At 64.2% G+C, this 26,737-nt stretch carries 27 protein-coding genes; 24 read left to right on the top strand and 3 right to left on the bottom strand.

What is annotated here, in order from left to right:
• Positions 1–7: 7 nt before the first annotated feature.
• Positions 8–1,234 carry an MFS transporter gene (locus F8237_RS02930; RefSeq protein ID WP_151642316.1) on the bottom strand — a complete coding sequence of 409 codons (1,227 nt, stop codon included), beginning with the start codon at positions 1,232–1,234 and terminating at the stop codon, positions 8–10.
• A 79-nt stretch (positions 1,235–1,313) separates the two neighbouring features.
• Between F8237_RS02930 and F8237_RS02925 the strand changes: the two genes are divergently transcribed.
• The 4 genes from F8237_RS02925 to F8237_RS02910 are packed head-to-tail and all read left to right on the top strand — an operon-like array spanning position 1,314 to position 4,908.
• Positions 1,314–1,787, top strand: a complete 474-nt coding sequence (locus F8237_RS02925) for a MarR family winged helix-turn-helix transcriptional regulator (RefSeq protein WP_162006342.1) — start codon at positions 1,314–1,316, stop codon at positions 1,785–1,787.
• A gap of 3 nt (positions 1,788–1,790) precedes the next feature.
• Positions 1,791–3,842 carry an FUSC family protein gene (locus F8237_RS02920; RefSeq protein WP_151642314.1) on the top strand — a complete coding sequence of 684 codons (2,052 nt, stop codon included), beginning with the start codon at positions 1,791–1,793 and terminating at the stop codon, positions 3,840–3,842.
• Positions 3,839–4,045: a DUF1656 domain-containing protein gene (locus tag F8237_RS02915; protein WP_015686860.1), complete on the top strand. Its 207-nt coding sequence runs from the start codon at positions 3,839–3,841 to the stop codon at positions 4,043–4,045. The genes F8237_RS02920 and F8237_RS02915 overlap by 4 nt, the downstream gene beginning before the upstream one ends.
• Positions 4,042–4,908, top strand: a complete 867-nt coding sequence (locus tag F8237_RS02910; RefSeq protein WP_151642313.1) for an efflux RND transporter periplasmic adaptor subunit — start codon at positions 4,042–4,044, stop codon at positions 4,906–4,908. Before F8237_RS02915 ends, F8237_RS02910 begins: the two co-directional genes overlap by 4 nt.
• Before the next feature lie 14 nt (positions 4,909–4,922).
• Here F8237_RS02910 and F8237_RS02905 read toward each other — a convergent pair whose 3' ends face one another.
• Positions 4,923–6,134: an acyl-CoA dehydrogenase family protein gene (locus F8237_RS02905; RefSeq protein WP_151642312.1), complete on the bottom strand. Its 1,212-nt coding sequence runs from the start codon at positions 6,132–6,134 to the stop codon at positions 4,923–4,925.
• A 552-nt stretch (positions 6,135–6,686) separates the two neighbouring features.
• Between F8237_RS02905 and F8237_RS02900 the strand changes: the two genes are divergently transcribed.
• The 4 genes from F8237_RS02900 to F8237_RS37350 are packed head-to-tail and all read left to right on the top strand — an operon-like array spanning position 6,687 to position 9,384.
• A complete protein-coding gene (locus tag F8237_RS02900) occupies positions 6,687–7,415 on the top strand; it encodes an outer membrane protein (protein WP_162005846.1) in 729 nt (242 codons plus the stop codon).
• Between the two features lie 49 nt (positions 7,416–7,464).
• Positions 7,465–8,007 carry a porin gene (locus F8237_RS02895; RefSeq protein ID WP_151642310.1) on the top strand — a complete coding sequence of 181 codons (543 nt, stop codon included), beginning with the start codon at positions 7,465–7,467 and terminating at the stop codon, positions 8,005–8,007.
• Between the two features lie 53 nt (positions 8,008–8,060).
• On the top strand, positions 8,061–8,819 hold the full coding sequence (locus F8237_RS02890; protein WP_151642309.1) for an outer membrane protein: 759 nt from the start codon (positions 8,061–8,063) through the stop codon (positions 8,817–8,819).
• Between the two features lie 31 nt (positions 8,820–8,850).
• Positions 8,851–9,384: a porin gene (locus tag F8237_RS37350; protein WP_374761580.1), complete on the top strand. Its 534-nt coding sequence runs from the start codon at positions 8,851–8,853 to the stop codon at positions 9,382–9,384.
• A 103-nt stretch (positions 9,385–9,487) separates the two neighbouring features.
• Here the strand turns inward: F8237_RS37350 and F8237_RS02880 are convergent, their stop codons facing one another.
• On the bottom strand, positions 9,488–11,113 hold the full coding sequence (locus F8237_RS02880; protein WP_151642308.1) for a long-chain fatty acid--CoA ligase: 1,626 nt from the start codon (positions 11,111–11,113) through the stop codon (positions 9,488–9,490).
• Positions 11,114–11,290: 177 nt separating this feature from the next.
• Here F8237_RS02880 and F8237_RS02875 point away from each other — a divergent pair, with 177 nt between their 5' ends.
• From F8237_RS02875 to F8237_RS02795, 16 genes are all read left to right on the top strand, one after another.
• A complete protein-coding gene (locus tag F8237_RS02875; RefSeq protein ID WP_151642307.1) occupies positions 11,291–13,144 on the top strand; it encodes a flavin-containing monooxygenase in 1,854 nt (617 codons plus the stop codon).
• A gap of 41 nt (positions 13,145–13,185) precedes the next feature.
• Positions 13,186–14,001: a lytic murein transglycosylase gene (locus F8237_RS02870; RefSeq protein WP_151642306.1), complete on the top strand. Its 816-nt coding sequence runs from the start codon at positions 13,186–13,188 to the stop codon at positions 13,999–14,001.
• Between the two features lie 114 nt (positions 14,002–14,115).
• Positions 14,116–14,337: a hypothetical protein gene (locus F8237_RS02865; RefSeq protein WP_151642305.1), complete on the top strand. Its 222-nt coding sequence runs from the start codon at positions 14,116–14,118 to the stop codon at positions 14,335–14,337.
• Positions 14,338–14,349: 12 nt separating this feature from the next.
• Positions 14,350–14,772, top strand: coding sequence for a hypothetical protein (locus F8237_RS02860; protein WP_151642304.1), 423 nt, complete (start codon positions 14,350–14,352; stop codon positions 14,770–14,772).
• A 381-nt stretch (positions 14,773–15,153) separates the two neighbouring features.
• Positions 15,154–15,600: a MaoC family dehydratase gene (locus F8237_RS02855; protein ID WP_151642303.1), complete on the top strand. Its 447-nt coding sequence runs from the start codon at positions 15,154–15,156 to the stop codon at positions 15,598–15,600.
• 95 nt (positions 15,601–15,695) lie between these two features.
• A complete protein-coding gene (locus F8237_RS02850; protein WP_151642302.1) occupies positions 15,696–16,193 on the top strand; it encodes a hypothetical protein in 498 nt (165 codons plus the stop codon).
• Between the two features lie 300 nt (positions 16,194–16,493).
• Complete coding sequence (locus F8237_RS02845; protein WP_151642301.1) at positions 16,494–17,651, top strand: helix-turn-helix transcriptional regulator; 1,158 nt, start codon at positions 16,494–16,496, stop codon at positions 17,649–17,651.
• Positions 17,652–17,879: 228 nt separating this feature from the next.
• A complete protein-coding gene (locus F8237_RS02840; RefSeq protein ID WP_151642300.1) occupies positions 17,880–18,854 on the top strand; it encodes an AraC family transcriptional regulator in 975 nt (324 codons plus the stop codon).
• Positions 18,855–18,908: 54 nt separating this feature from the next.
• Positions 18,909–19,463, top strand: coding sequence for a DUF3455 domain-containing protein (locus F8237_RS02835; RefSeq protein WP_151642299.1), 555 nt, complete (start codon positions 18,909–18,911; stop codon positions 19,461–19,463).
• Positions 19,464–19,507: 44 nt separating this feature from the next.
• Positions 19,508–19,756 carry a DUF6894 family protein gene (locus tag F8237_RS02830; RefSeq protein WP_151642298.1) on the top strand — a complete coding sequence of 83 codons (249 nt, stop codon included), beginning with the start codon at positions 19,508–19,510 and terminating at the stop codon, positions 19,754–19,756.
• Positions 19,757–19,937: 181 nt separating this feature from the next.
• Positions 19,938–20,522: a hypothetical protein gene (locus tag F8237_RS02825; protein ID WP_151642297.1), complete on the top strand. Its 585-nt coding sequence runs from the start codon at positions 19,938–19,940 to the stop codon at positions 20,520–20,522.
• A 2-nt stretch (positions 20,523–20,524) separates the two neighbouring features.
• Positions 20,525–22,831, top strand: coding sequence for an autotransporter family protein (locus tag F8237_RS02820; RefSeq protein ID WP_151642296.1), 2,307 nt, complete (start codon positions 20,525–20,527; stop codon positions 22,829–22,831).
• Between the two features lie 145 nt (positions 22,832–22,976).
• Complete coding sequence (locus F8237_RS02815) at positions 22,977–24,095, top strand: helix-turn-helix transcriptional regulator (RefSeq protein WP_151642295.1); 1,119 nt, start codon at positions 22,977–22,979, stop codon at positions 24,093–24,095.
• Positions 24,096–24,205: 110 nt separating this feature from the next.
• The gene (locus F8237_RS02810; RefSeq protein WP_151642294.1) at positions 24,206–25,324 is read left to right on the top strand and encodes a helix-turn-helix transcriptional regulator; all 1,119 of its coding nucleotides are present in this window, start codon (positions 24,206–24,208) and stop codon (positions 25,322–25,324) included.
• 234 nt (positions 25,325–25,558) lie between these two features.
• Positions 25,559–25,816 (top strand): hypothetical protein, encoded by a 258-nt coding sequence (locus F8237_RS02805; RefSeq protein ID WP_151642293.1) that lies wholly within the window; start codon positions 25,559–25,561, stop codon positions 25,814–25,816.
• A gap of 188 nt (positions 25,817–26,004) precedes the next feature.
• Positions 26,005–26,733 carry a sulfite exporter TauE/SafE family protein gene (locus F8237_RS02795; RefSeq protein WP_151650442.1) on the top strand — a complete coding sequence of 243 codons (729 nt, stop codon included), beginning with the start codon at positions 26,005–26,007 and terminating at the stop codon, positions 26,731–26,733.
• Positions 26,734–26,737: the final 4 nt, after the last annotated feature.

The following is a 26,737-nucleotide window of genomic DNA, read 5'->3' as shown; positions in this document are numbered from 1 at the left end:
GAGGGCGCTAGCGCGTCCGCGGCATATCCAATAGCTGGCCGGCCAGCGCCGCACCGATCACCGCGATGGCGGCCATGACCAGCGCCCACGGGACGAACAGCCGATGACCGATCAGCGCGCCGCTCACCAGCGGGGCGCTGATGTTCGCGCCGGACATCAGCGACTGGTTGAGGCCCATGATCATGCCCTGACGATTGATCGCGGTCGAGCGCGACAGCTCCGCGGTCAGCGTGCTGCGTGCGAACATGGTGCCGGCGATGATGAGCGTCAGCTCGATCGCGAGCAGGCTGACATTGTTGCCGGCCGCAAGCCCCGCAAATCCCAGTCCCATGCAGGCGAACGCGGCCATGACGATGTTGCGATCGGAGGCGACCAGGTTGGCGCGTGTGATCAAGAGGCCCTGGACCACCATGTTGATGAAGCCCGCATAGGCGAACATCCAGCCGAGCTCGCGCGCGCCGAAGGGGTGACCGTCCCAGGAGAACCGTGCTGACAGGAACAGCGCGATCTGCGACAGGAACATCGAGTTGACGAAGAAGAATACGATGAGCAGGCCGAGCAGGCGCCAGGCGTAGCGCATCCCGAGCAGGCCGCGGGTGAACGTCGGCTCGGGCACGCGATGCTGGTGGAGCGGCTCGGACGCCGGGTGATCCGGCGGGAGCAGGGCGATTGTCGCGACGATGCTCACCAGGGAAAGCGCGGCCGCGGCCCACACCGGCACGGTCTGGCCGTAATGCACGAGGAAGCTCGAGAGTGCAGGGCCGAGCAGCAGCCCGGTCCCGATTGCGCCGCTGGTCATGCCGAGCGCCTGCTTACGCGTCGCAGGCGCGCTGTGCTCGGCGGCATAGGCGTGCGCCACCGAGATGTTGCCCGATGTCAGGCCGTCGATGATGCGCGCCAGAAACACCAGCGTCAGATTGCCGGCCAGCGCCAGCAGGACAAATCCGATCAGGGTCCCGATCTGGCTGACGACCAGCACCTTGCGCCGGCCATGGCGGTCCGAGAGCATGCCGACCACGGGACCGGCGATGAGCTGGCAGACGGCATAGACCGAGATCAGGGCGCCCAGCAGGACCGGCGTGGCGCCGAGCCGCTCCGAGTAGAACGGCAGCAGCGGGAGGATGATTCCCATGCCGGTGGCATCCACGGCCACGACGACGAAGGTCGGGATCAGAGTCAGCGTGCCTGCGCCCGCCATCGCCTCCCTTGCCTGTGTCGCGGAACCCGGTCCCATCTGCGTCGTTCTCGTTCGCTTTTGCGTGATCGGCTGCAATATAGTTGCGAACTAATAGTTCGTGTCCTATCTAATTTGCATGGCTCCCTCGCAGGCTCATATCCATGCCGAACTCGGCCGGCTCATCGCGCGCCTTGCTCGAATCTGGCGCCGCGAGTCCGATCAGGCCTTGTCCGATCACGGCCTGTCCTATGCGACCGCGATTCCGCTTCTGGTACTGTCGAGGCAGGGTGAAAACGTCCGTCAGGGCGTGCTTGCCGACGAGCTCGGCATCGAGGGGCCGTCGCTCGTGCGCCTGATCGACCTGCTCCAGGCCGAGGGGCTGGTCGAGCGCAGGGAAGACCCCACCGACCGCCGCGCCAAGACGCTCCATTTGACCAAGACGGGCGAGGCCAAGGTCGAGGAGACCAACCGCGTGCTGCGCCGGGTGCGGGCGAGCCTGTTGAAGGATATCGGCGCGGACGAACTTGCGATAACCTTCGAGACGCTTCAGCGCATCGAACGGCGGGCCAGTCGCCTGCAGGACAGCAAGACCGGTCCAGAGGCGAAGTAACTCATGCGCGCAGACGAGCCTTTCCTGGTCCGCCACGCGGACCTCATTTTCGCGTTGAAGACGTTTGCCGCGTCGATCCTCGCGCTCGTCATCGCATTGGCGATGGACTTGCCGCGGCCCTACTGGGCGATGGCGACGGTCTACATCACCTCGCAGCCGCTGGCGGGCGCAACGAGCTCGAAGGCGTTCTTTCGCGTCATGGGCACGCTGGCCGGCGCGATCATGACGGTGGCGCTGGTGCCGAACCTGATCGATGCGCCCGAGCTGCTCTGCCTCGCGATCGCGCTCTGGGTCGGGCTCTGCCTCTATCTGTCGCTGCTCGACGGCACACCACGCAGCTACGTCTTCATGCTGGCCGGTTACACCGTGGCGCTGATCGGGTTTCCGTCCGTGTCTGAGCCAGCCGCCATCTTCGACACGGCGGTGGCGCGGCTGGAGGAGATATCGCTCGGCATCATCTGCGCCAGCCTCGTCTCCACCATCGTCTTTCCCCGCAGCGTCGCGCCCGCCGTCGCGCACCGCGTCGATAGCTGGCTGTCCGATGCGCGCAATCTCAGCCGAGCGGTGTTGCTGCGCGATGGTACCAGCGAAGGGCACCGCGCCAGGCGCCTCAAGCTCGCAACTGACATCGTCGAGATCGATACGCTTTCGACCCATCTTGCCTATGACCGGCTGGCGGATCGCAATGCCGTGAGCAGCCTCGGCGAAATCCGTCTGCGCATGCTGATGCTGCTGCCGGTCGTCGCCTCGCTCGAGGACCGTCTGGCTGCGCTGGGGGAGGAGGCTCTGCGCCGGCAGCCGGAGCTGAGTCGGCTGCTGGAGGATCTTGCGCAATGGATCGTGAGAGACGTCGGTGCGCGGCAGCCGGCCGAGCGGATTCGCTCCATGATCGCGGAGCGGCAAGCCGTGCTCGATGACGACGCCTCCTGGGAGCGGATCATCACCACCAGCCTGTTGTCGCGGCTGCGCGAGCTGGTCGACCTCTCGCGCGACTGCCGCGCGCTGACCGAGGCGATTGCCGAGGGCCAGGACGTCTCGACGCTCGATCTTGCTTTTCATCCCGAGACCGGCGCCGCGCCCGTGCGCCACCGGGACCGCGGCCTTGCGCTGTGGTCCGCGGCCGGTGCGGCCGGCGCCATCCTGATCTGCTGCGCGTTCTGGATCGGCACCGGCTGGCCCGACGGCGCGTCGGCGCCGATGATGGCGGCGGTGGCGTGCTCGTTCTTTGCCGCGCAAGACGAGCCCGCGCGCTTCATCCGCAGTTTCGGCCTGTGGTCGCTGGTCGCCATCGTCGTTGTCGCGATCTATCTGTTCGCATTGGTGCCGGCGATCTCCCATCTCGAGGTCCTGGTCGTGGCGCTGGCGCCGGCATTCCTGCTCTACGGCTTCCTGATCGCGCGACCGGCGACAGCCGGCACCGGCATGGCGCTGGCGGCCAACACGGCGACGCTGCTGGCGCTGCAATCGACCTACAGCGCGGACTTTGCGTCCTATGCGAATTCCGCGGTCGCCTTTTTCGTCGGCGTCGTCATCGCCGAGCTCGTGACGCGGATCGCGCGCGGCGTTGGCGCCGAGTGGATTGCCAATCGCCTTGTGCTGTCGAGCTGGACGACGCTTGCGGTCGCCGCCGAACGCCGCGGCAAGCGTGATCGCGCGGAATTTGCCGGCCTCATGCTGCACCGGCTCGGGCTCCTGGTGCAGCGGATCGCCTTTCTGTCCGAGAGCGACCGCCGCGATACCGACAGCCTCGTCCAGCTCCGCATCGGCCTCAACATCATCGACCTTCGCCGGGCCCGCTACGGGCTCGCGGCATCGACCATTTCCGTGATCGACCACATGCTCGACCAGCTCGCCATCGCCTGCCGCAAATTTGCAGGCGATGGGATGCCGGTCGAACTGCTGACGAGCATCGATCGGGCGCTGGCCGGGGCGGTGAAGGATCCCAACGACAAGGCGCGGGAAGACGCCCTGATCGGCCTCGTCGGCATCCGCCGCGGCCTGTTTCCGGACGCGCCGGCCTACCGGCCGCGCGCAGGCGAGAGTGTTGCGGCATGAGATATGTGATCGACATCTATGGCGTGCTCGTGCCGGCGCTGCTGCTGTGGATCATCGTCGCCTATATCCTGAGCGCGATTCTCCGCCGGCTCATGCATCGCTTCGATCTCTACCGGCTGGTCTGGCACCGGGCGTTGTTCGATTTCGCAATTTTCGTCTGCCTTCTCGGCGGCGTCGTCTATCTCTCGGAGTATCTCTCATGAAGGGGAATTTTCGCTGGCTCGGTCGCCTAGCGCTGACAGTGCTTGCCGTCGTCGCGGCGCTCGCCGTCGGCCGCGAGCTCTGGGTGTATTACATGGAATCGCCGTGGACCCGCGACGGCCGCGTCCGCGCCGACGTGGTGCAGGTCGCGCCCGACGTGTCCGGTTTCGTCACGCAAGTGCTGGTCAAGGACAACCAGAAGGTCCATCGCGGCGACGTGCTGTTCCGGATCGACCGCGAACGTTTCGCGCTGGCGCTGCGGCAGGCCGATGCCGCAGTGGCCGGTCATCAGGCCACGCTCGATCAGGCCAATGCCGATTTGAAGCGCTACAGCGCGCTGACGACCGACGCGGTATCGCAGCAGAAGCAGGAGCAGGTGCTGGCGACCCAGCTCCAGGCCAAGGCGGCCGTCGATCAGGCCGTCGTCGACCGCGCGGTCGCCCAGCTCAATCTCGACCGCAGCGAGGTCCATGCCTCCGTGAACGGCGTGATCACCAACATGGATCTGCGTCCGGGTGCCTACGTCACGGCCGGGAAGGGCGTGATGGCCTTGGTCGATACCGACACGCTGCATGTGGAAGGCTATTTCGAGGAGACCAAACTCGCGCGCATTCGGGTGGGCGACAAGGTGCGGATCCGCCTGATGGGCGACAAGGTCACGCTGTCTGGCCATGTCGAGAGCATCGCCGCCGGCATCGAGGACCGCGACCGCGCCGACGGCACCAGCCTGCTCGCCAACGTCAACCCGACCTTCAGCTGGGTGCGCCTCGCCCAGCGCGTGCCCGTGCGCATCGCGCTGGATCCGGTGCCGGCGGGGATGTCGCTGGTAGCCGGACGTTCGGCGACGGTGGAGGTGCTGGATTAGGTCGCCATTGGGCTTCACGCATTCGAATACTTCTTCAGCTCGAATCTCGCGATCTGGTTCCTGTGGACCTCGTCCGGCCCGTCGGCGAGACGCAGCAGACGGGCGGTCGCATAGGCCTGGGTCAGCCCGAAATCGTTCGACGTGCCGCCGCCGCCATGGGCCTGGATGGCCCAGTCGATGATCTGGCAGGCCATGTTGGGCACGGCGACCTTGATCATCGCGATCTCGGCTTTCGCCACCTTGTTGCCGACCGTGTCCATGGCATAGGCGGCGTTGAGCGTCAGCAGCCGGGCCTGCTCGATCATGATGCGGGATTCCGCGATGCGCTCCTGCGTCACCGTCTGCTCGGACACCGGCTTGCCGAAGGCGACGCGGCTGCGTACGCGGCGGCACATTTTCTCCAGCGTGCGTTCGGCTAGTCCGATCAGCCGCATGCAGTGGTGGATGCGGCCCGGGCCGAGGCGACCCTGTGCGATCTCGAAACCACGGCCTTCGCCGAGCAGCATGTTTTCCTTTGGCACGCGCACGTTGGTGAAGACGACTTCCGAAGCTCGGTCGGGCACGCCGTAGAAGCCGAACACGGGCAGGGGACGCTTCACCTCGACGCCTGGTGTCTCCATCGGGACCAGGATCATGGATTGCTGCTTGTGGCGGTCCGGATTGTCGGGATCGGTCTTGCCCATGAAGATGCAGATCTTGCAGCGCGGGTCGGTCGCATTCGTCGTGTACCATTTGCGGCCGTTGATGACGTAATGGTCGCCGTCGCGCTCGATCGAGCTTTCGATGTTGGTCGCGTCGGATGATGCGACCGCCGGCTCGGTCATGGCGAAGCAGGAGCGGATTTCGCCCGCGAGCAGCGGCTTCAGCCAGCGCTCCTTGTCCTTGTCCGTGCCGTAGCGCTCCAGCACCTCCATGTTGCCGGTGTCGGGCGCCGAGCAGTTGAACACTTCGGGCGCCAGATGCGAGCGGCCCATCACTTCGCAGAGCGGGGCATATTCGAGATTGGTGAGGCCCGCGCCGTGGCGCGACTCGGGCAGGAACAGGTTCCAGAGGCCTTCCGCACGCGCCAGCGGCTTCAGCTCCTCGACGACGGGATAGACTTTCCACGGTCCCAGCTCTTCGGCCTCACGATAGAAGCGCTCCTCGTTCGGGTAGATGTGCCGGTCCATGAAACTCTCGAGCTTGCGCTTGAGCTCGACGACTTTGGGCGACATCGGGTAGAGCATCTGGGTCTCCTGCAGGTAGATCTTTGCCTGCGTTCGGGGCAGGCTGGCTTCGAATCGGCGCCACATCTTCACCAACTGGTCTGCCGCAACTTGCGTCAGAGCCGGCCCGGCACGCTGCCATGTTAATGGTCATTCACAGTCTGTCTTGTGTCGTGCCGCGATTAAGAGGCGGGCAAGACAACCGGCAGCAACAAACAGCAACTGTTGCTTTTGCGGGACTGGCTATTCACCGCGCTGTGCCTAAGATCAGCCTCAATTAGAAGCGGGGGCATGCAATCATGACAAGACAAGGGGGCTTTGGACGCGCATCCGTGCGGATCGCTCGTCTTTAGTTCACCCATCGACCAGCCACGGGCGCATTTTCCTGAACCGCGCTCGGGCTTTTCCAACACCCAATAAGTCTTCCCGTCGATCCGCTGGTGCGTGATCGCCGGCTTCGTTCGTTCAAAAACCAGCAGGGGCTTGACCCATACGTCGTAACCTCGAATACAATCTAAAATAGCGTCATTCAGATATACAATCTTAAATCAAGAGAAGGAAATGGACCTCGACATGCCCACACATTCAGGACGATTCGTAACTCACAGCCGTGGATTCGCGGCCGCCGTTGCAGCGGCAACCGCGATCATCGCTTCACCCGTTCTTGCCGGCGGTCCGCTGCCCGCACCCGTCGTCTCCTGGACTGGCGCCTATGCCGGTGTTCACGGTGGTTGGGGGTGGGGGAAGAGCGAGTTTCGCGATCCCGCCAACAATCCCTCCAACAATCCGTTCTTCGCCTATTACAACGGGCCGCTCGCCGGCGGGCAGCTCGGCTACAACTGGCAGCAGGGCAACTACGTCATCGGCGCCGAGATCGACGGCTCCTGGTCCTTTGTGAAGGGCAACACCAGCACCTCGCCCCTCCTCACGTCGAGCACCAACAACGGGGTCGGCTACACGGCGCTTGCGACCGCGACGGGACGCGTCGGTTACGCGTCCGGCCAATGGCTCGCCTACGCGAAGGGCGGCGGCGCCTATGCCCGCATGGAGCTTTCGTCGAGGTTCACGCCCGAGGTCACCAATTACAACAGGGACCTGTTCGGAGCCGTGGGCGGCGTTGGCCTTGAAGTGGCCTTCCTGCGCAACGTTTCGGCCAAGGTCGAATACAACGCGATCTTTCTCCCGGCCGAGACGCTCCGCTGGGCGACCCCGGACACGACGTCCGAGATCAAGCACTTCGTCCAGGTGGTGAAGGCCGGCATCAACATCCGCTTCAACGGCGACGATGGCCCGCTGCGCTAACGCCCCGAGCTCAATCGAAACAGCATTCAGCAGAAATTTGGAGAACATCATGTCCATCATTTCCAGCAACCACCGCTCCAGCAACCGCCGCGCCGCCCATACGGTCGCTGCCGCCGTCACCATCGGCTTTGCTGCCGTGATCGCCGCGCCGAGCCACGCGGCTCCGGTCGAGTACGTCAGGGTCTGCTCGTTGTACGGCGCCGGCTTCTTCTACATTCCAGGTACCGACACCTGTAGCAACGCCAACCAGATCCAGACGAACCAGTTCGACATCGCGCGTGCGCAGACCCGCGCCTCGACCGGCACGGCGATGGCTGCGTCGCTCGTCGCGCCGTGGCTTCCGACCGGCACCAACTACGCCGTCTCGACCCACTGGGCGACCTATGACGGCCAGCACGCTGCGGGCTTCTCGGGCCTGGTGCGGGTCTCCGGCAACTTCGTGTTCTCGGGCGGCTTCTCGCTCGGCCTCGACAAGGGAAGCCTCACCTCCCTCACCAACCGGACGCAGACGGAATACGGCACGGCGATCCCGGCGCAATCGTGGAGCGACGTCCGCGGCCTCGGCCGCGCGGGCTTCATGTACGCCTGGTGAAGCACCCGACATTCGCACCGAACATTCATTCCGACATTTTGAAAGATCATCTCATGACAATCTCCATCCTCCGATCGGCGCGCCGCCTTCTCTCCTGTGCCGCTGCAGTCACCACGCTCATCGCGATCGCACCGCTCACCGCGACGCCGGCGAATGCGGCCGACATGACCGTGAAGGCCCCCGTCGTTGCTCCGGTGCCGCTCTGGAACGGCTTCTACATCGGTGCTCACGGCGGCTACGGCGCCGGCAGCAGCCGTCTGGTCGATCCGAGCTTCGTCTTCGCGCAGGACCGCTTCACGATGGACACGAAGGGCGCGCTCGCAGGTGCGCAGGTCGGCGGCAACTGGCAGTTCGACAACATCGTGGTTGGTGCCGAGCTCGATCTCTCCTGGGCGTCGATCAAGGGCAATCGCCCGGTCGATCCGGCGAACCCCATCTTCTCCGGCATTTCATTGTCGTACCAGGCGCTGGCGACGGGCACCGGTCGCATCGGCTACGCATTTGATAACGTGCTGGTCTACGCCAAGGGCGGCGTGGCATGGGCCAATGTCGCCTATCAGTCCTTCGTCGGCACGGTTGCTCCGCTCGACGTGAACCATCAGCGAACCGGCCTGACCGGCGGCGTCGGCCTCGAATACGCGCTGACGAGAAATCTCTCGGCCCGCCTCGAATACGACTACCTGTATTTCGGGCCGGCCGCGATCGCGCTGAACACACGGATCAGCACCCAGAACGTCGACCATGAGCTGCATCTCGTGAAGCTCGGCGTGAACTACCGCTTCAACGGCGATGCCATCGTTGCTCGTTACTGAGCCGCGTTCCCATCATTGATTGGAGACAACCATGTGGAAGCAAACCAACGCGGCACGGCGCGTCCTTGGACGAAGCTTGCGCGCGATGCTAGCGACTGCTGCCCTGGCTCTGGCGATCCCGACGCCGGGCCATGCCGCGGTCGAGTACGAAAAGGTCTGCTCACTCTACGGCGCCGGCTTTTTCTACATCCCGGGGACTGACACCTGCGTGAACGCGGCGCAGACCGTGCAGAGCCAGTTCGACATCGCACGCCAGGTCACCCGTGCAGCAACTGGAACGGCCATGGCCGCTTCGCTCGTCAATCCGTTCCTGCCTGACGGGACCAACTACGCGATCTCGACCCATTGGGCCGTGTTCGACGGGCAGCATGCCGCCGGAGCCGTCGGCATGATCAGGATCCAGGGAAACCTGTCCCTGACCATGGGCATCGCGTTCGGCCTCGATCGCGGCAGCCTGACGTCCAACTCCAACCGGACCGCGACGGAGTTCGGGCTGGCGATCCCAGCACAGTCGTGGAGCGACATCAGGGCACTTGGACGGGTCGGCCTCCAGTATTCCTGGTAGCGGGTCCCAAATGCGAAGGCGCCACCCGGACGATCGACGTGACGTCCGGGTGGCGCAGATATCGAGCGAAGGGAAGAGCGGGCTTGCTGTCGTGCGCGCGTCGTCAACCCGCGCGGTACTCCCTGAATTTCTCCCGCAGTGCGGATTTGAGGACCTTGCCGGTGCCGGTCATCGGGAATTCGTCCAGGAACTCGACCGCATCCGGCATCCACCAGCTCGCGATCTTCGGACGCATGTGGTCGAGCAGCGTCTTGCCGTCGACCGTCGCGCCCTTCTTGCGGACGACGAGAAGCAGGGGACGCTCCTGCCATTTCTCGTGGTTGATCGCGACCACCGCGGCCTGCAGCACGTCGGGATGAGACAGGGCGACGTCCTCGAGCTGGATCGAGGAGATCCATTCGCCGCCGGATTTGATGACGTCCTTGGAACGGTCGGTCAGCGTCACGTGGCCTTGGGGGTCGATCACCGCCATGTCGCCGGTGATCAGCCAGCCGTCGCGGTCGAGGCCTTCCTCCAGCTTCATGTAGCCGGAGGCGACCCACGGCCCACGCGCACGCAGATGACCGACGGTCTTGCCGTCGCGCGGCAGCTCAGCGCCGCCGTCGTCGACGATGCGTAGCGCAGTGCCGAAACAGGCGCGGCCCGACACCTGGCGCCGGTCGAATTTCTCCTTGTCGGTGAGATGCTCCGAGCCGGGCCTCAAGCCCGGCATCGAGCAGCCCAGCGCCTCGGTCATGCCCCAGGCCTGGATATAGTCGATGCCATAGTCGCGCTTGAGCTTCTCGACCATCGCGCGCGGCGGTGCGGAGCCCGACGACAGCGTCGCGCGCAATGTCGAGAACCTTTTGCCGGTGCGGCCCAGCCAGTCGAGCAGGATCAGCCAGAAGCTCGGCACGCCCGCCGACAGCGTCACCTTCTCGCCTTCGAGCAATTCATAGAGCTTGTCGGGTTCGTAGTTCCGGCCGGGCAGCACCAGCTTCGAGCCGGTATAGGGCGCGGTGAACGGCATGTTCCAGCCATTGCCGTGGAACAGCGGTGCCATCGGCATCATCACCTCGCGCACTCCTTCCAGATGGCCCGGCAGGAAGTCGAAGCTGCTGCAGGTCATCGTCTGCAGGATCGCGGCGCGGTGCGAATAGATCACGCCCTTGGGATTGCCCGTCGTCCCAGAGGTGTAGCAGATGGTGGAGGCGGATTTTTCGTCGAACTCCGGCCAGGCGAAGCCGGCGTCGCTTTCCTTGGCCAGCAACTCCTCATAGCAATGCACGTTCGCAAGCTTGGTCTCCGGCATCCGCTCGCGCGACGACATGATCACGTAGGCCTCGACAGTCTTGAGCTGCGGTGCGATCGCCTCGACCAGAGGCAGCGTGGCGCGGTCGACGAACAGCAGCCGGTCCTCGGCGTGATTGATGATGTAGACGAGCTGCTCGGGAAACAGTCGCGGATTGACGGTGTGCAGCACATAGCCCATGCCCGGCGCGGCATAGAACATCTCGAAATGGCGATGGGTATTCCAGGCCAGCGTGCCGACGCGGTCGCCTTGCTTCATGCCGAGCCGCTTGAGCGCCAGCGCCATGCGCTTGATGCGCGGATGGGCGTCCGCATAAGTATAGCGGTGGATGTCGCCTTCGATCTCGCGCGCGACGATCTCCGCTTCGCCGTGATAGTCGGCGGCATACTGGATCAGGCCGCTGATCAAGAGCGGCATGTCCATCATCAATCCCTGCATCGTCTCCTCCAGGCCGCCACGTCGTTGCGTGGCGTATGCTTGTGATTTGCGCGGAAGGTTAGCGGAACGCCACGCGGCGTTCACGCAAAAAGCGAGAGGCATGATTGCGTGCGGCGCTTTTTCGGGGCTAACTGATCCGAGCTGCCGGCGAAGCAGCGTTCGCGGTGGAGGACATCGATGTCAGCGGAAAGACACAAGACCGGTGCAGCCGGCGAATCTAGGGTCGACATTGACGCACTCCGCGCGCGCTATCGCGACGAGCGCGATCGCCGTCTGCGCAGCGAAGGCAAGGCGCAATATGTCGAAGCGACCGGCGACTTCGGCCGCTACCTCGACGATCCCTGGGCCGATCCCGCATTTGCGCGCGAAGCTGTCAGCGAAGAGACTGAAGTGCTCATCGTCGGCGGGGGCTTCGGTGGCCTCCTCTGCGGCGCGCGACTGCGCGAAGCCGGCATCGACGATTTTCGCATGGTGGAAAAGGCCGCGGATTTCGGCGGCACTTGGTACTGGAATCGCTATCCCGGTGCGGCCTGCGACACCGAAAGCTACATCTATCTGCCGCTGCTGGAAGAGACCGGCTACATGCCTGTGCGTAAATATGCGCGGGCTCCCGAGATCTACGAACATTCCCGCCGTATCGGCCGTCACTTCGGTCTCTATGAGCGCGCGCTGTTTCAGACCGTCATCGCGCGCATGGAATGGCAGGAGCCGGAGGCGCGCTGGCTGGTCGAGACCGATCGCGGCGATCGCATCCGCGCGCGCTTCGTCATCCTGGCCGGCGGCCCGCTGAGCCGTCCGAAGCTGCCGGGCATTCCTGGCATCGAGACGTTCAAGGGCCACAGCTTTCACACCAGCCGCTGGGATTACGGCTACACCGGTGGGACCGCCGAAGGCGGTCTCACCGGTCTTGCCGACAAGCGCGTCGGCATCATCGGCACCGGCGCCACCGCCGTGCAATGCGTGCCGCATCTCGGCCGCTCCGCGAAGGAGCTCTACGTCTTCCAGCGTACGCCGTCGGCGATCGGCGTCCGCGACGACCGGCCGACGGACCAGAGCTGGGCGCAGGGCCTCAAGCCCGGCTGGCAGCGCGAGCGCATGGACAATTTCACCGCCGTCATCTCCGGCGAGCCGTTCGAGCAGGATCTGGTGCAGGACGGCTGGACCGGCCTGCTCGGCGAGATCCTGCTGGCGCCGCGCCGTCAGCCGCAGCCGGTGACCTCGATGGAGGAGGCGCTGAAGGTGATCGAGCAGGCCGACTATCGCAAGATGGAGGAGATCCGCGCCCGCGTCGATGCCGTGGTGAAGGACGAGGCGGCCGCGGCGGCGCTCAAGCCCTGGTACAAGGCGTTCTGCAAGCGGCCGTGCTTCCACGACGAATATCTCGACACGTTCAACCGCCCCAACGTGCATCTCGTCGACACCAAAGGGCAGGGCGTCGAGCGCATCACCGAGAACGCCGTCGTGGTTGACGGCAGGGCCTATGAGCTCGATTGCCTGATCTATGCCAGCGGCTTCGAGGTCGGGACCGACTATGCTCGCCGCATGGGCTTCGAGGTTTACGGCCGAGGCGGCACGAGCCTGTCCGAACGCTGGCGCGATGGCGTCAAGACGATGCACGGTTTCTACAGCCGCGGCTTCCCGAACTGCTTTCTGATCGTCACCGTTCAGGCCGGCCAGAGCGCCAATTTTCCGCACATCATCGATGAGCAGTCGCAGCACATCGCCTACGTCATCAAGGAGGCGCGCAAGCGCAAGGCGCGAACGCTCGAGCCGACGCTCGCCGCCGAGAACGCCTGGGTCGACGAGGTCGTCAAGGCCGCACTCGGCCGCCAGACCTATCTGGCCGAATGCACGCCCGGTTATTACAACAATGAGGGCGTGTTCGATCCGATCGCGGCCAGAAACAGCCAATATTGGCGCGGGCCGGTGGCGTTCCTGCGGCTGCTCGACAAGTGGCGCAAGGCGGGCAATCTGGAAGGACTCGAACTGTCGTATGATCACGCCATGGAGTCGGCGCCTTCGTCCGGGTAAGCTCGGGCATCGGATCGCCGCAGACAGAGAGGACGTCGGACATGATCAAGGGCAGGACCGTAGCTGGGGCGGTTTTTCGGGCGATGGCGCTGCTTGGTTGCCTGGCGCCCGCCGCGCAAGCCGCCACATGCGGCAGCTCGCCGGCGGGTTTCGAGGCCTGGAAGCGGGAGTTCAGCGCGGAGGCGCAGGGCAAGGGCGTCGGCCAGACCGCGCTGTCGGCGCTGATGCAGGCCAATTACGCCAGTGCCACGATCGCAGCCGACCGCGGCCAGCGCAGCTTCTCGCTGACGCTCGACCAGTTCCTCGCCAAGCGCGGCGCCACCACCATCGTCGCCAAGGGCCGGCAGCTCAAGCAGTCGCAGGCCGCCTTGTTCGCCTCGATCCAGCAGCGCTATGGCGTGCCGCCCGGGCCGCTGATCGCGATCTGGGGCATGGAGACCGGTTTCGGCAGCCAGCGCGGCAACCAGAACATGCTGTCGTCGATCGCAACCCTTGCCTATGACTGCCGCCGTCCCGAATTCTTCACCGACCAGCTCTATGCCGCCCTCAAGCTGATCGACCGCGGCACGCTGTCGGGATCAACCCGCGGCTCCATGCATGGCGAGGTCGGCCAGACCCAGTTCATGCCGAAGAACATCCTGGCCTATGGCACCGGCAATCTCGAGGTCGCCGCCAACGCGCTGAACTCGACCGCGAATTTCCTCAAGGCCCATGGCTGGCGTGCGGGGGCCGGTTACCAGCCGGGCGAGCCGAACTTCGTCGCGATCGAGGCCTGGAACGCCGCAGGCGTCTATCAGAAGGCGATCGCGCTGATGGGACGGCAGATCGACGAAGGAGGTGCGGCCGCCTCGCGTTAGCGCGCTTGTTCAGCAAGGCGTGATGCGCCGGCACAAGAAAGTTGTTGCCATCAGGAACGCACGGCATGAGGTTTGCTTTGATCAGGTTCGGGGCTGGGCATGAGGAGACTCACAATGGCAACCCAGATCGTGATGGATCAGACCGGCGACACACGCCACGAGTTTGATCCTGGCAATGCCGAAGCGCTGGCGCGGGCCGAACAGCGCTTTCGGGAGCTGACCGGTGCCGGCTTCACCGCCGCTTTCCGGACCGGGCCCGGCGAAGTGACCCGTATCAGATCGTTCGATCCGACCGCACAGGAAACACTGTTCTATCCCCGTCTGGTCGGCGGCTGATCAGAGCTGCTCATGTTCGCGGCATACTGGTTCCGCACGCCGGCGCGTGCGCGTCTGCATGCGCTGCGCGAACTCTACCGACGCTTCTTCGGCGAGAACACGCCGGATGCGCGGGGCCGCCGCCTTTTGGCCGAATGGCTGTCGCCGGCGCAACGCGCGCAATTCGAGCAGCATCGCTATTTCGATGTCATCGGCTGCGATACCGGCAGGACGTATCGCATTCACTACGGCACCGCCGCAAACGTCCACGAGATTGACCGCGACGGGCACGCGACGATGGGCTGGTGCTTCGTCCCGTCGGGCTTCCTGGTGCCGGGCGATGTGATGCTGGCGCAAAAGATCGCGCTCGAGACGGATGAAAAGGGCGCACTCGCGCTCGCCAACCGGTTTCCGCCGGCGACACATTCGGATCACTTCTACCGGCGCCCGTTCTAGCGCCCGGGATGATCAGAAGTGCGTGGTGCGATAGGCATCCAGCGCATGTGCCGCAAAGACACCGATGCTGCAGAGGACGAGGAGGGCGGAGATCAGCTCAACCATGACTCGTCCTCCCGTAGCGGCTCTGCGACGAGGTTCCGGCAGCAGGAAAAATCGTAGATCAGGTCGAGGAGGAATTGCATGGTGGCCGTCCCTGTATTTATTTTGACGGCTACTTAACCGGCCGTCTGTTTCAGGCGTGTTTCGTCGATTGTGGAAACGGGTTTCGCGGGGAACCCGGGGCTGGTTTGTGCGCTGCGGACCCGCTACATCCCGCTTCCGATCCATCCCGTCGGCCGCGCTCCCCGCGGGCCACACGTCACATTGCGAGGCAAAATCATGGCGCTGGTCGAGTGGTTCGACGATCTCACCATCGGAATGCGGTTCAAATCGCCCGAGGTCGAGGTCACCGAGGCCGACATCAAGCGCTTCGCGGCCGAGTTCGATCCGCAGCCGATGCATCTCGACCATGAAGCCGCCAAGGAGACCCTGTTCAAGGGGCTGGCCGCGTCCGGGTGGCATACCGCTGCGATCGCCATGAACCTCGCGATCCAGACTCGCCCGTTCGGCCCGCATCCGCTGATCGGCGCGGGCGTCGACGGCCTGCGTTGGACCATTCCGGTGCGACCGAATGACCGCCTGCATCTGGTCGGCGAGGTCATGAGCCTGACGCCGTCGAAATCGAAGCCGCAGGGCGTCGCGCTGGTGAAATGGACGATGTTCAACCAGAACGACGAGGAGGTTTACACCTTCACCCCGATCGCCATCATCCCCAGGCGAGCGTAAGTCCGTCGCCATCGGCCCTGGTCAGCCTCCTCAAACCCTTGCAGGCCGCCGGCAGAGGTGGTCATCTCCACGCGGGGAACACGCTGGAGGCCGACATGAAAAGAGTCTTTTTCGCCGCTTTGTTGGCCGCAGGTGCCTTGGCCGCCGGGCCAGCGCTCCCGCAACAATCCAGGGTCGGCGACTGGACCATCGAGAAGCGTACGCAGGACACGCATTGCAATGCGAGCCGCGGCTACAAGGACAAGGACGACGAGAACCGCGACTACGTCATCGTCATCACCTATTCCGAGAAAGCCATCGTGATCGTGATGATCTATGACGGCTGGGAGTGGGACAAGGTCGGCGAGATCCTGCGCGCCGACGTCGGCACCGATGACGCCGACATCATGAAGAAGGCGAAGTGGGAGGTCATGGACAAGACCACCGTGCGCGGCATCTTCGAATACGACCAGTCGATGATGGACCGCCTCTCGAAGGCCAGGCGCCTCTCGCTCGATTTCGAGGATGATGATGAGGACAGCATCGAGATGCAGATCCCGCGCGCCGGCGAAGCGCTTGCCGCGCTGAAGTTCTGCGAGGAGAACCGGAAGTAAATTGCCAGCGCCGGCGGGCGGGAATTGGTGGCAATGAAGTTCGGTGGCTACGCGCAGCCGCGTGACGCAACGCACACAGCCCCGCTTGCTGTTCGCATTTATCCTAGTCTTTGGCGAAAACGTCCAAGCCGCACCCTGCGGTTGACGTTACGCAAGGACGATGTTCGATATTCCAGCATATCGTTGTAACTATTTTTCATCGTCCAAAGCGACGATTGACCGGCCTGTCGTCTCTGCAAATTCCCAGCGTGCGCGTCCCCGTTGTCTCCGGGCCAGGGCGCCGATCGCATCGCCGCTTCGATGACAATCCTTCAGGCAAACCGTTTTTCCTCGCTCGTCGGCGAGATCTACGATGCGGCGGCCGACCCCGCGCTGCGCAGCGGCGTATTGGAGCAGGTTTCGAACTTCGTCGGCGGGTGTGCCGCGACCATCCTGTCCCGTGATGCCGCTAGGTTGTCGATCGAGATTCACCAGCATTTTGGCACCGAATCCCGCTTTCGACAGCTCTATCGTGACCGCTATGTCGAGCAGGATCCCTTGCTCGATCGTCATCTCGATCTCGCCGCCGAGCAGACGATCGGCGTCACCGACATCATGCCCCACGCGGAGTTTCTGGCGACGAGCTTCTATCGCGAATGGGTCGAGCCGCAGGGCGCGATCGACCTCGCCACGGTCGCGATCGAGAAGTCGGACGTGCGCACCACGATCCTGCAGGTGCTGCGTCACCGGTCGCGCGGGACGGTCGACGAGCCGATGCGCGAGCGCATGCGGCTGCTCGCGCCGCACATCCAGCGTTCAAGGATCATGGGCCGGCAGATCAGGGCGCGTTCTCATACCGTGGACGATCTCGCTGATGTCCTCGACGGCCTGAGCACGGCGATCTGCCTGCTCGACGCTGACGGCCGGGTCGTCCATGCCAACGCGGCGTGCCGCGAGCTGTTCGTCGATGGCAGTCTGTTGTCGATGGTCGGCGACAGGATCGTCGCGCGCAACACCCAGACAGACAAGATATTCCGCAGCCTGTTCGAAATTGCTGCAGATGATGGAACTCATGTGCCGGGTCCGCGCCGGATCGAGCTCGTGACATCGGCGGCCGGTCAACACTATCTCCTCTGCGCTTCGCCATTGAAGAGGGAACGGCTCCAGCCGAGAGACAGCGCCGCAGCGGTGCTGCTCGTTCAAAGGGCAACGATGGCGCCTTCGCTCGTGCCCGACGCCATTGCCAGTGCCTTCAGGCTGACGCCGTCCGAATTGCGCGTGTTGATGGCGATCGTCGAGATTGGCGGCGTTCCCGACATCGCAGCGAAGCTCGGAATCGCCGAGACGACCGTGAAGACGCATCTTGGCCGGCTGTTCGAGAAGACTGGTGCTGGAAGGCAGGCAGATCTCGTGAAGATCGCGGCAGGATTCTCCGCTCCGTTCGCGCCGCGAGCGAGCAGCAACGACGACGCCGTGTGATTCATTTCACAGCGCGCGCCGTCAGACGATGCAATCTCAATCCATTGTGATGAGCAGGACTATCGGGTCCTCCGAACGTAGGACGCATGCCGCGTGAGACTTTCGTATATGGCGCCACTTGAAATGAGAAGGGCAGCGTGTGCCACGGAACGGAGCGCACCGGCACTGAACAGGTGCGGGGATGCAACAGCGCATGGCCAGGCTTGCTCGTCGGTTGGAGAAATTGCAGTGAGCGGCAAGGAAGAAGTTTCCATTCTCGACGTTTCAACGGACCATATTCCCGAGGACGAGCGCGTACCGCTGCTGCGGGAGTTCTACTGCCGCGGCGTGCTGAAGGCAGAGGTCGAGGCTACGGAAGGCAAGCTGTTCGCAGCGAGCCTCGTATCTCATGGTGTGCCGGACGCGCAGCTCGTGATCGGTGGGCTGATCGGGGCGCGCGTCATCCGCACCAGGCAATTGGTCATCGACGGCGACGACAGCCTCGGCCTGATGGTCAATCGTTCCGGAGTCGTCGGGATATCCGCGCGGGGGCGAGATCTCCAGCTTCATCCGGGTGATGCGGTTTTGACCAGCGCGGAGGACGTGACGACCTACGAGCGCTTCTCGCTGGGAAACTGCCTGTCGCTGCGCGTGCCGCGGCGGGTGCTGGCACCCATGATCGTGGACATCGACGACACGGTGATGCGCGTCATTCCGGAGCGCGCCGCCGGGCTTCGGCTGCTGGTCGATTACGCGGCGGCTCTGGTGCGAGAGCGCGCGTTCTCGGTGCCCGCACTGCGCCAGCTTGGCGTGACACATCTGCACGATCTGATGGCGCGCGTTCTCGGCGCGACGGATGATGTGCACGAGCTGGCCGGGCGGCGGGGCGTCAGGGCGGCGCGGCTGCGCAAGGTGAAATCCTTCATCGTCAACAATTGCTGGCAGCAGGACCTATCGGTCGCGACCGTGGCGCAGGAATTCGGCGTGACCACGCGCTATCTCCAGCGGCTGTTCGAGGCCGACGGCAAGACCTTCTCGTCCTTCCTGACCGAGCAGCGTCTCAAGCGCGCCCATCGCATGCTGCGCGAGCCCGATTTCGCCGGGCGGCCGGTGAGCTCGATTGCCTACGACGTCGGCTTCGGCGATCTCTCCTATTTCAACCGCTGTTTCCGGCGGGCCTATGGCGCGACGCCGAGCGCCATCAGGAGCGGCGAGGCGTTGTGACCGCGCCCAACTGAATTTCAGCGAAATATCGGTTCAAGCAGGGAATGATTTGACATGATCCTTGATCGCAGACTCATGGCCATGGCGCAGTGCCTTTGCCGCAGTCTCAGTCTTGCAGGCCTTCTCTACGGGGCCTCGGCGCTGGCGGGCACGCCCGACGAGATCCGGGTGCCCGGCGAAATTCCGGGTATCGCGCTGCATGCCGAGGGCGCGCAGATCTACGAATGCCAGCCTGATGCGGCCAAGCAACTGGTCTGGCAGCCGCGTGAGCCCGCAGCGACCCTGATGGAGGGCGGCAACTCGGTCGGTCGCCATTATGTGGCGCTGCATTGGGAGGCGGTCGATGCCAGCACGCTGGTCTGGGAGCACAAGGACGGCAGCTCGGTGAAAGCGAGGATCGTCGCGCGCGTTGCGGGCCGCGCCGCGGATGATCTTCCCTGGCTGAAGTTGAAGGTCGTCGCGCAGGCGGGCAACGGCCTGTTCTACGGCGTCACTCACGTCCAGCGCATCGACACCCAAGGCGGCCTGCTGCGCGGCTCCTGCGAGCAAGCCGGCGCCTATCGCAGCGTACCGTATTCGGCCGACTACGTGTTCTGGCGTGCGGAATAGTTTGTGGCGCCGCTTTCCCGGCGGCGTCGAGAGTGGAGTTTGGAATGCACCGTTTCTTCTTTGATCTGTTGGTCGACAATGTCGTGAAGATCGATCCCGGCGGCATGGTGTTCGAGCAGGCCAAGGCGACGGTCGTCGTCGCCGACGAGATGGCGCGGCATCTGTTCGTCTGGCGCGACGATTTGCGCGATCGCGATGCCTGGATCCGCGTCAGGGATTCCGGCGGACGCGAGATCTATCGCGCGGCCGTCTGGGCGGAGAGCGAGGAGAAGGTCGGCTGGGACCAGGCGTAATGCAATTGGGGGAGGAAATTGTCGCGGCTGTGCATCAGTGCGGCACGAAGCAGCGTCGTGCGCGTTCGAGGACAAGGCCCGGTCGCGTATGTCCAAGTCGGTCACGAGAACCCTTTCTACCTTGGCGTTCAGCGAATCCAAATTCGCGTGGGCCGGCCTCCTCTAACTGGAGGAGGCCGGGATGACGACCGAGGAACTGGAAATGAATGCGACAGTTGTGAGCAGGGTAGTGCGTTGGCGTTTGATGTGGCGATCAACATGCGTTCTCGCGCCCACGATCTTGATTGCGCCATTGCTCACGATCGAGCGGGCCGAGGCGGCTTGCACACCGGTGGCACCCGTCAGCAACGTGAACGTGGTGTGCGCGAGCGATACGGACAACCAGCAAGGTGGAAACACCGGCTACGGCACGGATCACGACAATAACAACACCTACACCATCGCAGCGGGCGTCACGGTTCATGGCGGCACCTTCGGCTTCACGACCGGGACGAACAGCGTTTTCATCAACGCCGGCACCATAAGCGGAACGAGTGCGGCGGGCATTTCAACCGGTGCGGCGACTATCACCAATCTGTCCGGCGCCACGATTTCCGGCTACTTCGCCATCACGCCGTCGTCAATCAATCTCAGCAATGCCGGCTTGATCTTTGGCGAAAGGGCGCGGTTGCGATCGCCTCGGACGGGACCATCACCAACCTTGGTACGGGAAACATTACGCAGACGAGTAATATCGGTGGTGCGATTTCCGCCGGTGGGCAGTTGACGGTGAACAACTCCGGTTCGATCTCCGGCCATGAGTTCGGCATAAGGGCCCAAAACATAAGCCTGACGAATTCCGCAACTGGCGGCGTCAAAGCCACCGATGCGGTGATCGCGGATCAATCCGTCACGGTCGCCAATGCGGGGCTGATTCAGTCGACTGGCAACGCCGTGGTCGCACAGACCGGCGACGTGAACCTGACGAACGCCGCGTCTGGCGTGATTTCCTCGGGCGCCGACACGATCGTGGCGAATGGCAATCCGGCGACCGGGAAGGGCAATATCACGGTGAACAATGCCGGCCTGATCCGCGCCTTCACGGCAAACGCGATCTCAGCTTCCAACCTGGCAAATGTAACCAATTCGGGGATCATCCAGGGCGGCCTTGCAGGCATCTCGGGCGACAACGTGATCCTGTCGAACCTGGCCGACGGCAAGATATCAGGCGAGGTCGCCGTCTTAGCCGACAAGTCCGCTGTCGTGGACAATGCCGGCAGAATTACCGGTACCGGCGGCGGCGGTGTCTGCATCGTCGCGGACGTCAGGGATGCGACCATCCGTAACAGCGGCACGATCTCGGGAGATGATCGTGGCATCGTCGCGAACCTGACGGCCAATGTGGTCAACAGCGGCATCGTCTCGGGCACCAATATTGGAATCTCCGCTTCGACGGTCAGTGTGACCAATACGGGACAGATCCTGGCCAACAACGGCGTTGCCGTAGGCGCCACCACGCTGAGCCTCGACAATTCAGGAACGGTGGCCGGACTCCAGGCCATCAGCGCGGTCGATGCAACGATCTCCAATTCCGGAACGATCACCGGCTCGTTCCAGGGCATCAACACGAATCAGGGCTACGTAAATAATACTGGTCTGATCCAGGCCACTGCAGCTAACGGCACTGCCGTCGTGGGTACGAGTGGCGGTCTCAATCTCTTCAATGCCGGCACGATCACCGGCAATTCCGGCGTTGCCTCCGGGGGCGCGGCGACGATTGCGAACGCCGGCACCATCACCGGGACCGGCGGCATCGCGATCAAATTGTCGAATGCGGCCGACACGCTGACGTTGTTGCCGGGATCGAAGATCAACGGCGTGGTTGATTTCGGCTTCGGCAATGACGTGGTCAACATCAGTCTGGCTCCGACCAGCCGGGTGTCGTCGCTGACGACCGTCGACCTGCCGACCTTCGTCAACTTCACCGGCACCATCAACACGATCACATCGGGCGGCAGGTTCAGCGGCCCGTCGGTCGCCGCCGGCACGACGCTCGCAACGCTCGATCCCACCGCGCTGGCACAAGCCGACCGCACATTGATGGACTTCACCGGCGGTGCCTCTTCGCTGGTGCAGGGGCGGCTGAACGGCGGTGCGGGTGCAGCCGGCAGCAACATGATGGCGATGGCCTATGCACCCGAGACGGCGCAGGCCGGTCCCTTCGCCAAGGCGCCGCGCAGCCTGTGGACCGATCCGGCGCCGATCACGGTCTGGGCCAACAGCTTTGGCGGCCAGCGTATCCAGGACGAGACGGCGGCGACATTGCGCGCGACCTCGACGGCGTGGGGCGGGGCGATCGGCATCGATCGCAAGGTGCAGCCGAACTGGCTGGTCGGCGCCTTCCTCGGCGGCGGGCAGGGCAGCCTTTCGGTCGATCTCAACTCGCAGTCGGTCGATACCAACTACGCATTCGCCGGTGTCTACAGCCGCTTCGAATGGGCGTCGCAATTCTTCGACTTCACTTTCCAGGGCGGCAATGCCGACAACAAGTCGCGCCGTCTGGTGCTGAACAGCGCCGCCGCCGGCGGCATGGAGACAGCGACCGCGAATTACAGCGGCTGGTATGTCAGCCCGGAAGTCGCCTACGGCTACAAGCTCGCTCTCGGCAATGGCTACCTGCTGACGCCGACGGCGCGGCTGCGCTACGTCGCGGGCCGGTTCGATGGCTACAGCGAAACCGGCTCGGCACAGGGGCTGTCGGTCGGCGGCCGCACGCTGCAGGATTTCGAGGAGCGCGGCGAGGTCGATCTGTCGCGGGTGACGAGTCTCGCCGGCGGCGAGCTCAAGGCCAATGTCCATGGCGGCGTCATCGCGCTTCAGCGCGCCGGCGACAGCAATATCAATGCGGTGCTCATCGGCCAGAATCTGTCCTTCGTCACGCCCGGCAGAAGCAGCACCGTCGGCGCCGTCGCCGGCTTCGGCTTCGACTATCGCACCAGCGGCAACGTGTCCGTGTTCGGCGCGGTCGAGGGCATGATCATGTCGGACCAGAGCCGGACAGGCACGGCGAAGGGTGGCGTTCGCGTCGCGTTCTGAGCCGGCACCCAGCCCCGGCGGCTTTGAGCACGACGCTGGCCGGCCGGGCCCCTCCGCCCGGCCGGCGCCTCATCCGATCGGAGGATGTTGCATGCTGCGGTTGTGCTATGTTGGGTCATATTGATCACTCAGGCCAGTGACAGCCATGCACGGACCTCGGAAGCTGCCGGAATTGGTCGAGTCCATCTATGACGCCGGGCTGGATCCCACGCTATGGAACAACGCCGTCGCCGGCATCCGCGATTTCGTCGGCGGGCAGGCCTGCGGGCTGTTTTCCAAGGATTCGATCAGCAAATTCGGCGTCACACACTATTATTGCGGGGCGGACCCGCATTACATCCAGCTCTATTCCGAGACCCATTCGAAGTTCGATCCGCTGAGCGTCCTGCCGCCGCAGGGCGAGATCGTCAGCATCCCCGATCTCGTCAATTTTGACGAATACCGCAGAGGGCGCTTTTACCAGGAATGGATGCAGCCGCAGGGCTGCAGCGATGCGGCCAATGTCGTGCTCGACAAGTCGAATGCGAGCTGCCCCGTGATGATGACGGTGCTGTCGGGCCGGCGCATGGTCGATCCCGCGATGAAGCAGCGACTCTCGCTCATCGTCCCCCACGCCAGCCGCGCGCTGCTGATCAACCGTGCCATCACCTCGCAGCTGACCCTGGCGACGGCGCTGGCGGACGTCCTGGACAATCTGGCCTCCGGCATCTTCCTGCTCGATGCCGCCTGCCGGGTGGTGCATGCGAATTCCGCAGGGCACGCCCTGTTGGCGGCCGACGACGTGGTCCGATCCGTCGCCGGGCAACTCGTGACCAGCAGCACTGAAGCTAATCAGACCTTGCGCGAGGCGTTTGCGGCCGGAAGCGACATTGCCCTGCTCGCTGCGAGAGGCCACGCGATTCCACTGCTGTCGCCGAGCGGCGAGCGCTACGTCGCGCATGTCCTGCCGCTGTCGTCGGTGCTTCGCAATGGCAGCGAGCGGGTCGCCGATGCCGCCGGCGCTCTGCTGCTGCGCAGGGTATCGCTCGGCGGCCAGTCCTATGGCGAACTGATCGCGCGGACCTTCGACCTGACGCCGGCTGAACTGCGCGTGTTCCTGTCGATCGTCGAGGTCGGGGGCGTCCCGGAGACGGCGGCCGCGCTCGGCATCGCGGAAACAACCACGAAGACGCATCTGCATCGCGTCTTTGCCAAGACCGGCGTGTCGCGTCAGGCCGATCTCGTCAAGCTCGCCGCGGGATTCTCCAATCCGCTCGTGAACTGATCGGCCGATCAATTCCGCGATTGAACCTTTTGCTGGCGTGACAAACTCACAGGAGCCGCAAGGCATGAACGAGATTTCGCAATCTCCGTGTGTGATGATTGGCTGTTCCGATGCCCCGACTTCCAAGACAGTCCGAGTTGATCGAGAGCATCTATGATGCGGGCCTCCACCCGGAGTCGTGGAGCGACGTTATCGTCATGCTCAATGCGTTCATCGGCAGCCGCGCCTGCGGCCTGATTTCAAAGGACCCCGTCAGCAAGTCCGGCGCGACGCATTATTACTGCGGTGTCGATCCGCGCTACATCAAGCTCTATGCCGAGACTTACGCCCGGTACGATCCGCTTGCCCGGCTTCCGAAATACGGCGAGGTGCGGAACATCCCCGATCTCGTGGACTACGACGAGTATCGCCGTGGCCGCTTCTATCAGGAATGGTTGCGCCCCCAGGGCAGCGTCGATGTCGCCAACGTGGTGCTGGAGCAGTCGAAGTCACCCAGCCCGATGTTGATGACCGTGATTCCGGGCAGGGACATGCTCGATGCCGAGCAGCGGGCGCGCATGCAGTTCCTCGTTCCGCATGTCAGCCGGGCACTGCTGATCAACCGGGCGATCGAGCGCAAGCAGCGACGGGCGATCGCGCTCGCAGATGTCGTTGACCAGCTCAATGCCGGCGTCATCCTGCTCGACACGTCCTGCCGCATCGTCCACAGCAATCCGGCCGCGGACACGCTGCTCGGCGCCGATGATGTCCTGCGGTCCGTCGCGGGCCGGCTGGCGGCGAGATCCACCACGGCGAATTCAGCCCTGCGCGAGATATTCCGTGATGCAAACGAGGTTGCCCTGGCGTCAGCGGCGGGGCGGAAGATCTCGCTGATGTCGCAAAACGGTTCCCACTACATCGCGCACGTCATCGCGCTGCCGTCGCTGCTGCGTGAAGCCGCGGCCGAGCGCACCTCGGCGGTGGGCGCTTTGTTCGTCTGGAAGGCGGAACTCGACGGGCACTCCTGTGCCGGTGTCTTGGACCGCACGTTCGAGCTGACGCCTGCGGAACTCAGGGTCGTGCAGTCGATCGTGGACGTCGGCGGCGTGCCGGAGACGGCGGTCGCGCTCGGTATTGCCGAGACGACGGTGAAGACGCATCTGCATCGCGTGTTCGCAAAGACCGGCGTTTCGCGTCAGGCCGATCTCGTCAAGCTCGCCGCGGGATTCTCCAATCCGCTCGTGCACTGACGCGCGCGCCAGGGCGCGCGAGGCGAGTCGCTCCAGCTCGCAATAGGTTCAATCAGAAGCATCATTAGAAAGTTATCGCGCGTCGTTCGATCGAATGACGCGACGTTTTGCGTTCTCACTTACGAGAGCGTCACACGATCACTTGTTCGACGCGTTCGATTGTCGTGTGAAGCAACTCACAGCAGGCGGAAGTAAATCCCAGCAATCTCTCGTGCAGATTGAGAGGAGATTGTCATGCCGACGGCGTCATCAGTCCTGACAAGCAGGTTCCGCGACATCTTCACGCGTATCGGCGCGGCATTCCGCGCGCAGCGCGAAATCGACGCGCGGCGCGCGTTGCAACGCTATCGCGAACTGCTGGAGCAGCCGCCGGAAACGTCGCGTTCAAGTGAAATGATTCCCGATGCCATTGAAGAGGATTCTTCCAGAGATGCCAACCGAGTTGATCCGCGCGAGCGCGCGGCCGGGCAGTCGACGTTCGAACGCGCGTAATTTCAACATCGTCGCCATCGCGCTGACCGCGGCACTGGTGATGCTTCAACTGGTGGGACTGGCAATGCTGGAGCGCTCGCACGCGCAATCGGTTCCGCCATCGCCGATGAAGTCGTCCCAGACGAGTTGCGCCGAGAGCGCCGAAATTTCCACAACACAGACGCCCTACGATTGAGCGGAGAGACATGGTGCCTGACATCACGACCAGCCTTCTGCTCAGCGTCGCCGTCTTTGCCGGAGCCTTCGTCTCCGGGCTCTCGGGGTTTGCCTTCTCGGCGGTGGCTGGCGCCATTCTGCTCCGCGTGTTTCAGCCGCTGGAGGCGGTGCCGCTGATGATGGCGTGCAGCATCGGCGTGCAGGCCACGAATCTGTTGGCGCTCCGGCGCAGCATCCGCTGGGAGGGCAGCCTGCTGCTGATCGTCGGCGGATTGATCGGTGTTCCCATCGCGGTATCGCTGCTGCAGAGCACGGATACGCATCTGCTGCGGCGCGGCTTCGGCGTCATCGTCGCGCTCTATGCCGCCTACATGCTGCTGCGGCCGACGCTGGTCACCGCCGGCGAGGCCGTCGGCCGGCACTGGGTGGCGCTGATCGGATTTGGGGGAGGGCTGGTCGGCGGCCTCACCGCCATGCCGGGCGCGATCCCGACGATCTGGTGCGACATGCGCGGCATGCCCAAGAGCGAGCAGCGCGGCCTGGTGCAGCCTTTCATCGCCGCGATGCAGATCTTCGGGATCGCGCTGCTGGTCGGACACGAGGACTTGTCGTCGAAGGTCTTCGTCGATCTCGCGATCAGCCTGCCGGCGCTGTTTGCGGGCTCAGCGCTCGGCGTGATCGCCTTTCACCGGGTCAACGAGACGGTCTTTCGCAAGACCGTGCTCGTTCTGTTGTTGCTGTCGGGGATTTCCCTTATCTAACGGC

It is taken from the genome of Bradyrhizobium betae, from assembly GCF_008932115.1.
In the GTDB taxonomy this organism is placed as follows: domain Bacteria; phylum Pseudomonadota; class Alphaproteobacteria; order Rhizobiales; family Xanthobacteraceae; genus Bradyrhizobium; species Bradyrhizobium betae.
The sequence above is the reverse complement of the archived record's forward strand: the minus strand, read 5'-3'. Positions and strand labels throughout refer to the sequence as shown.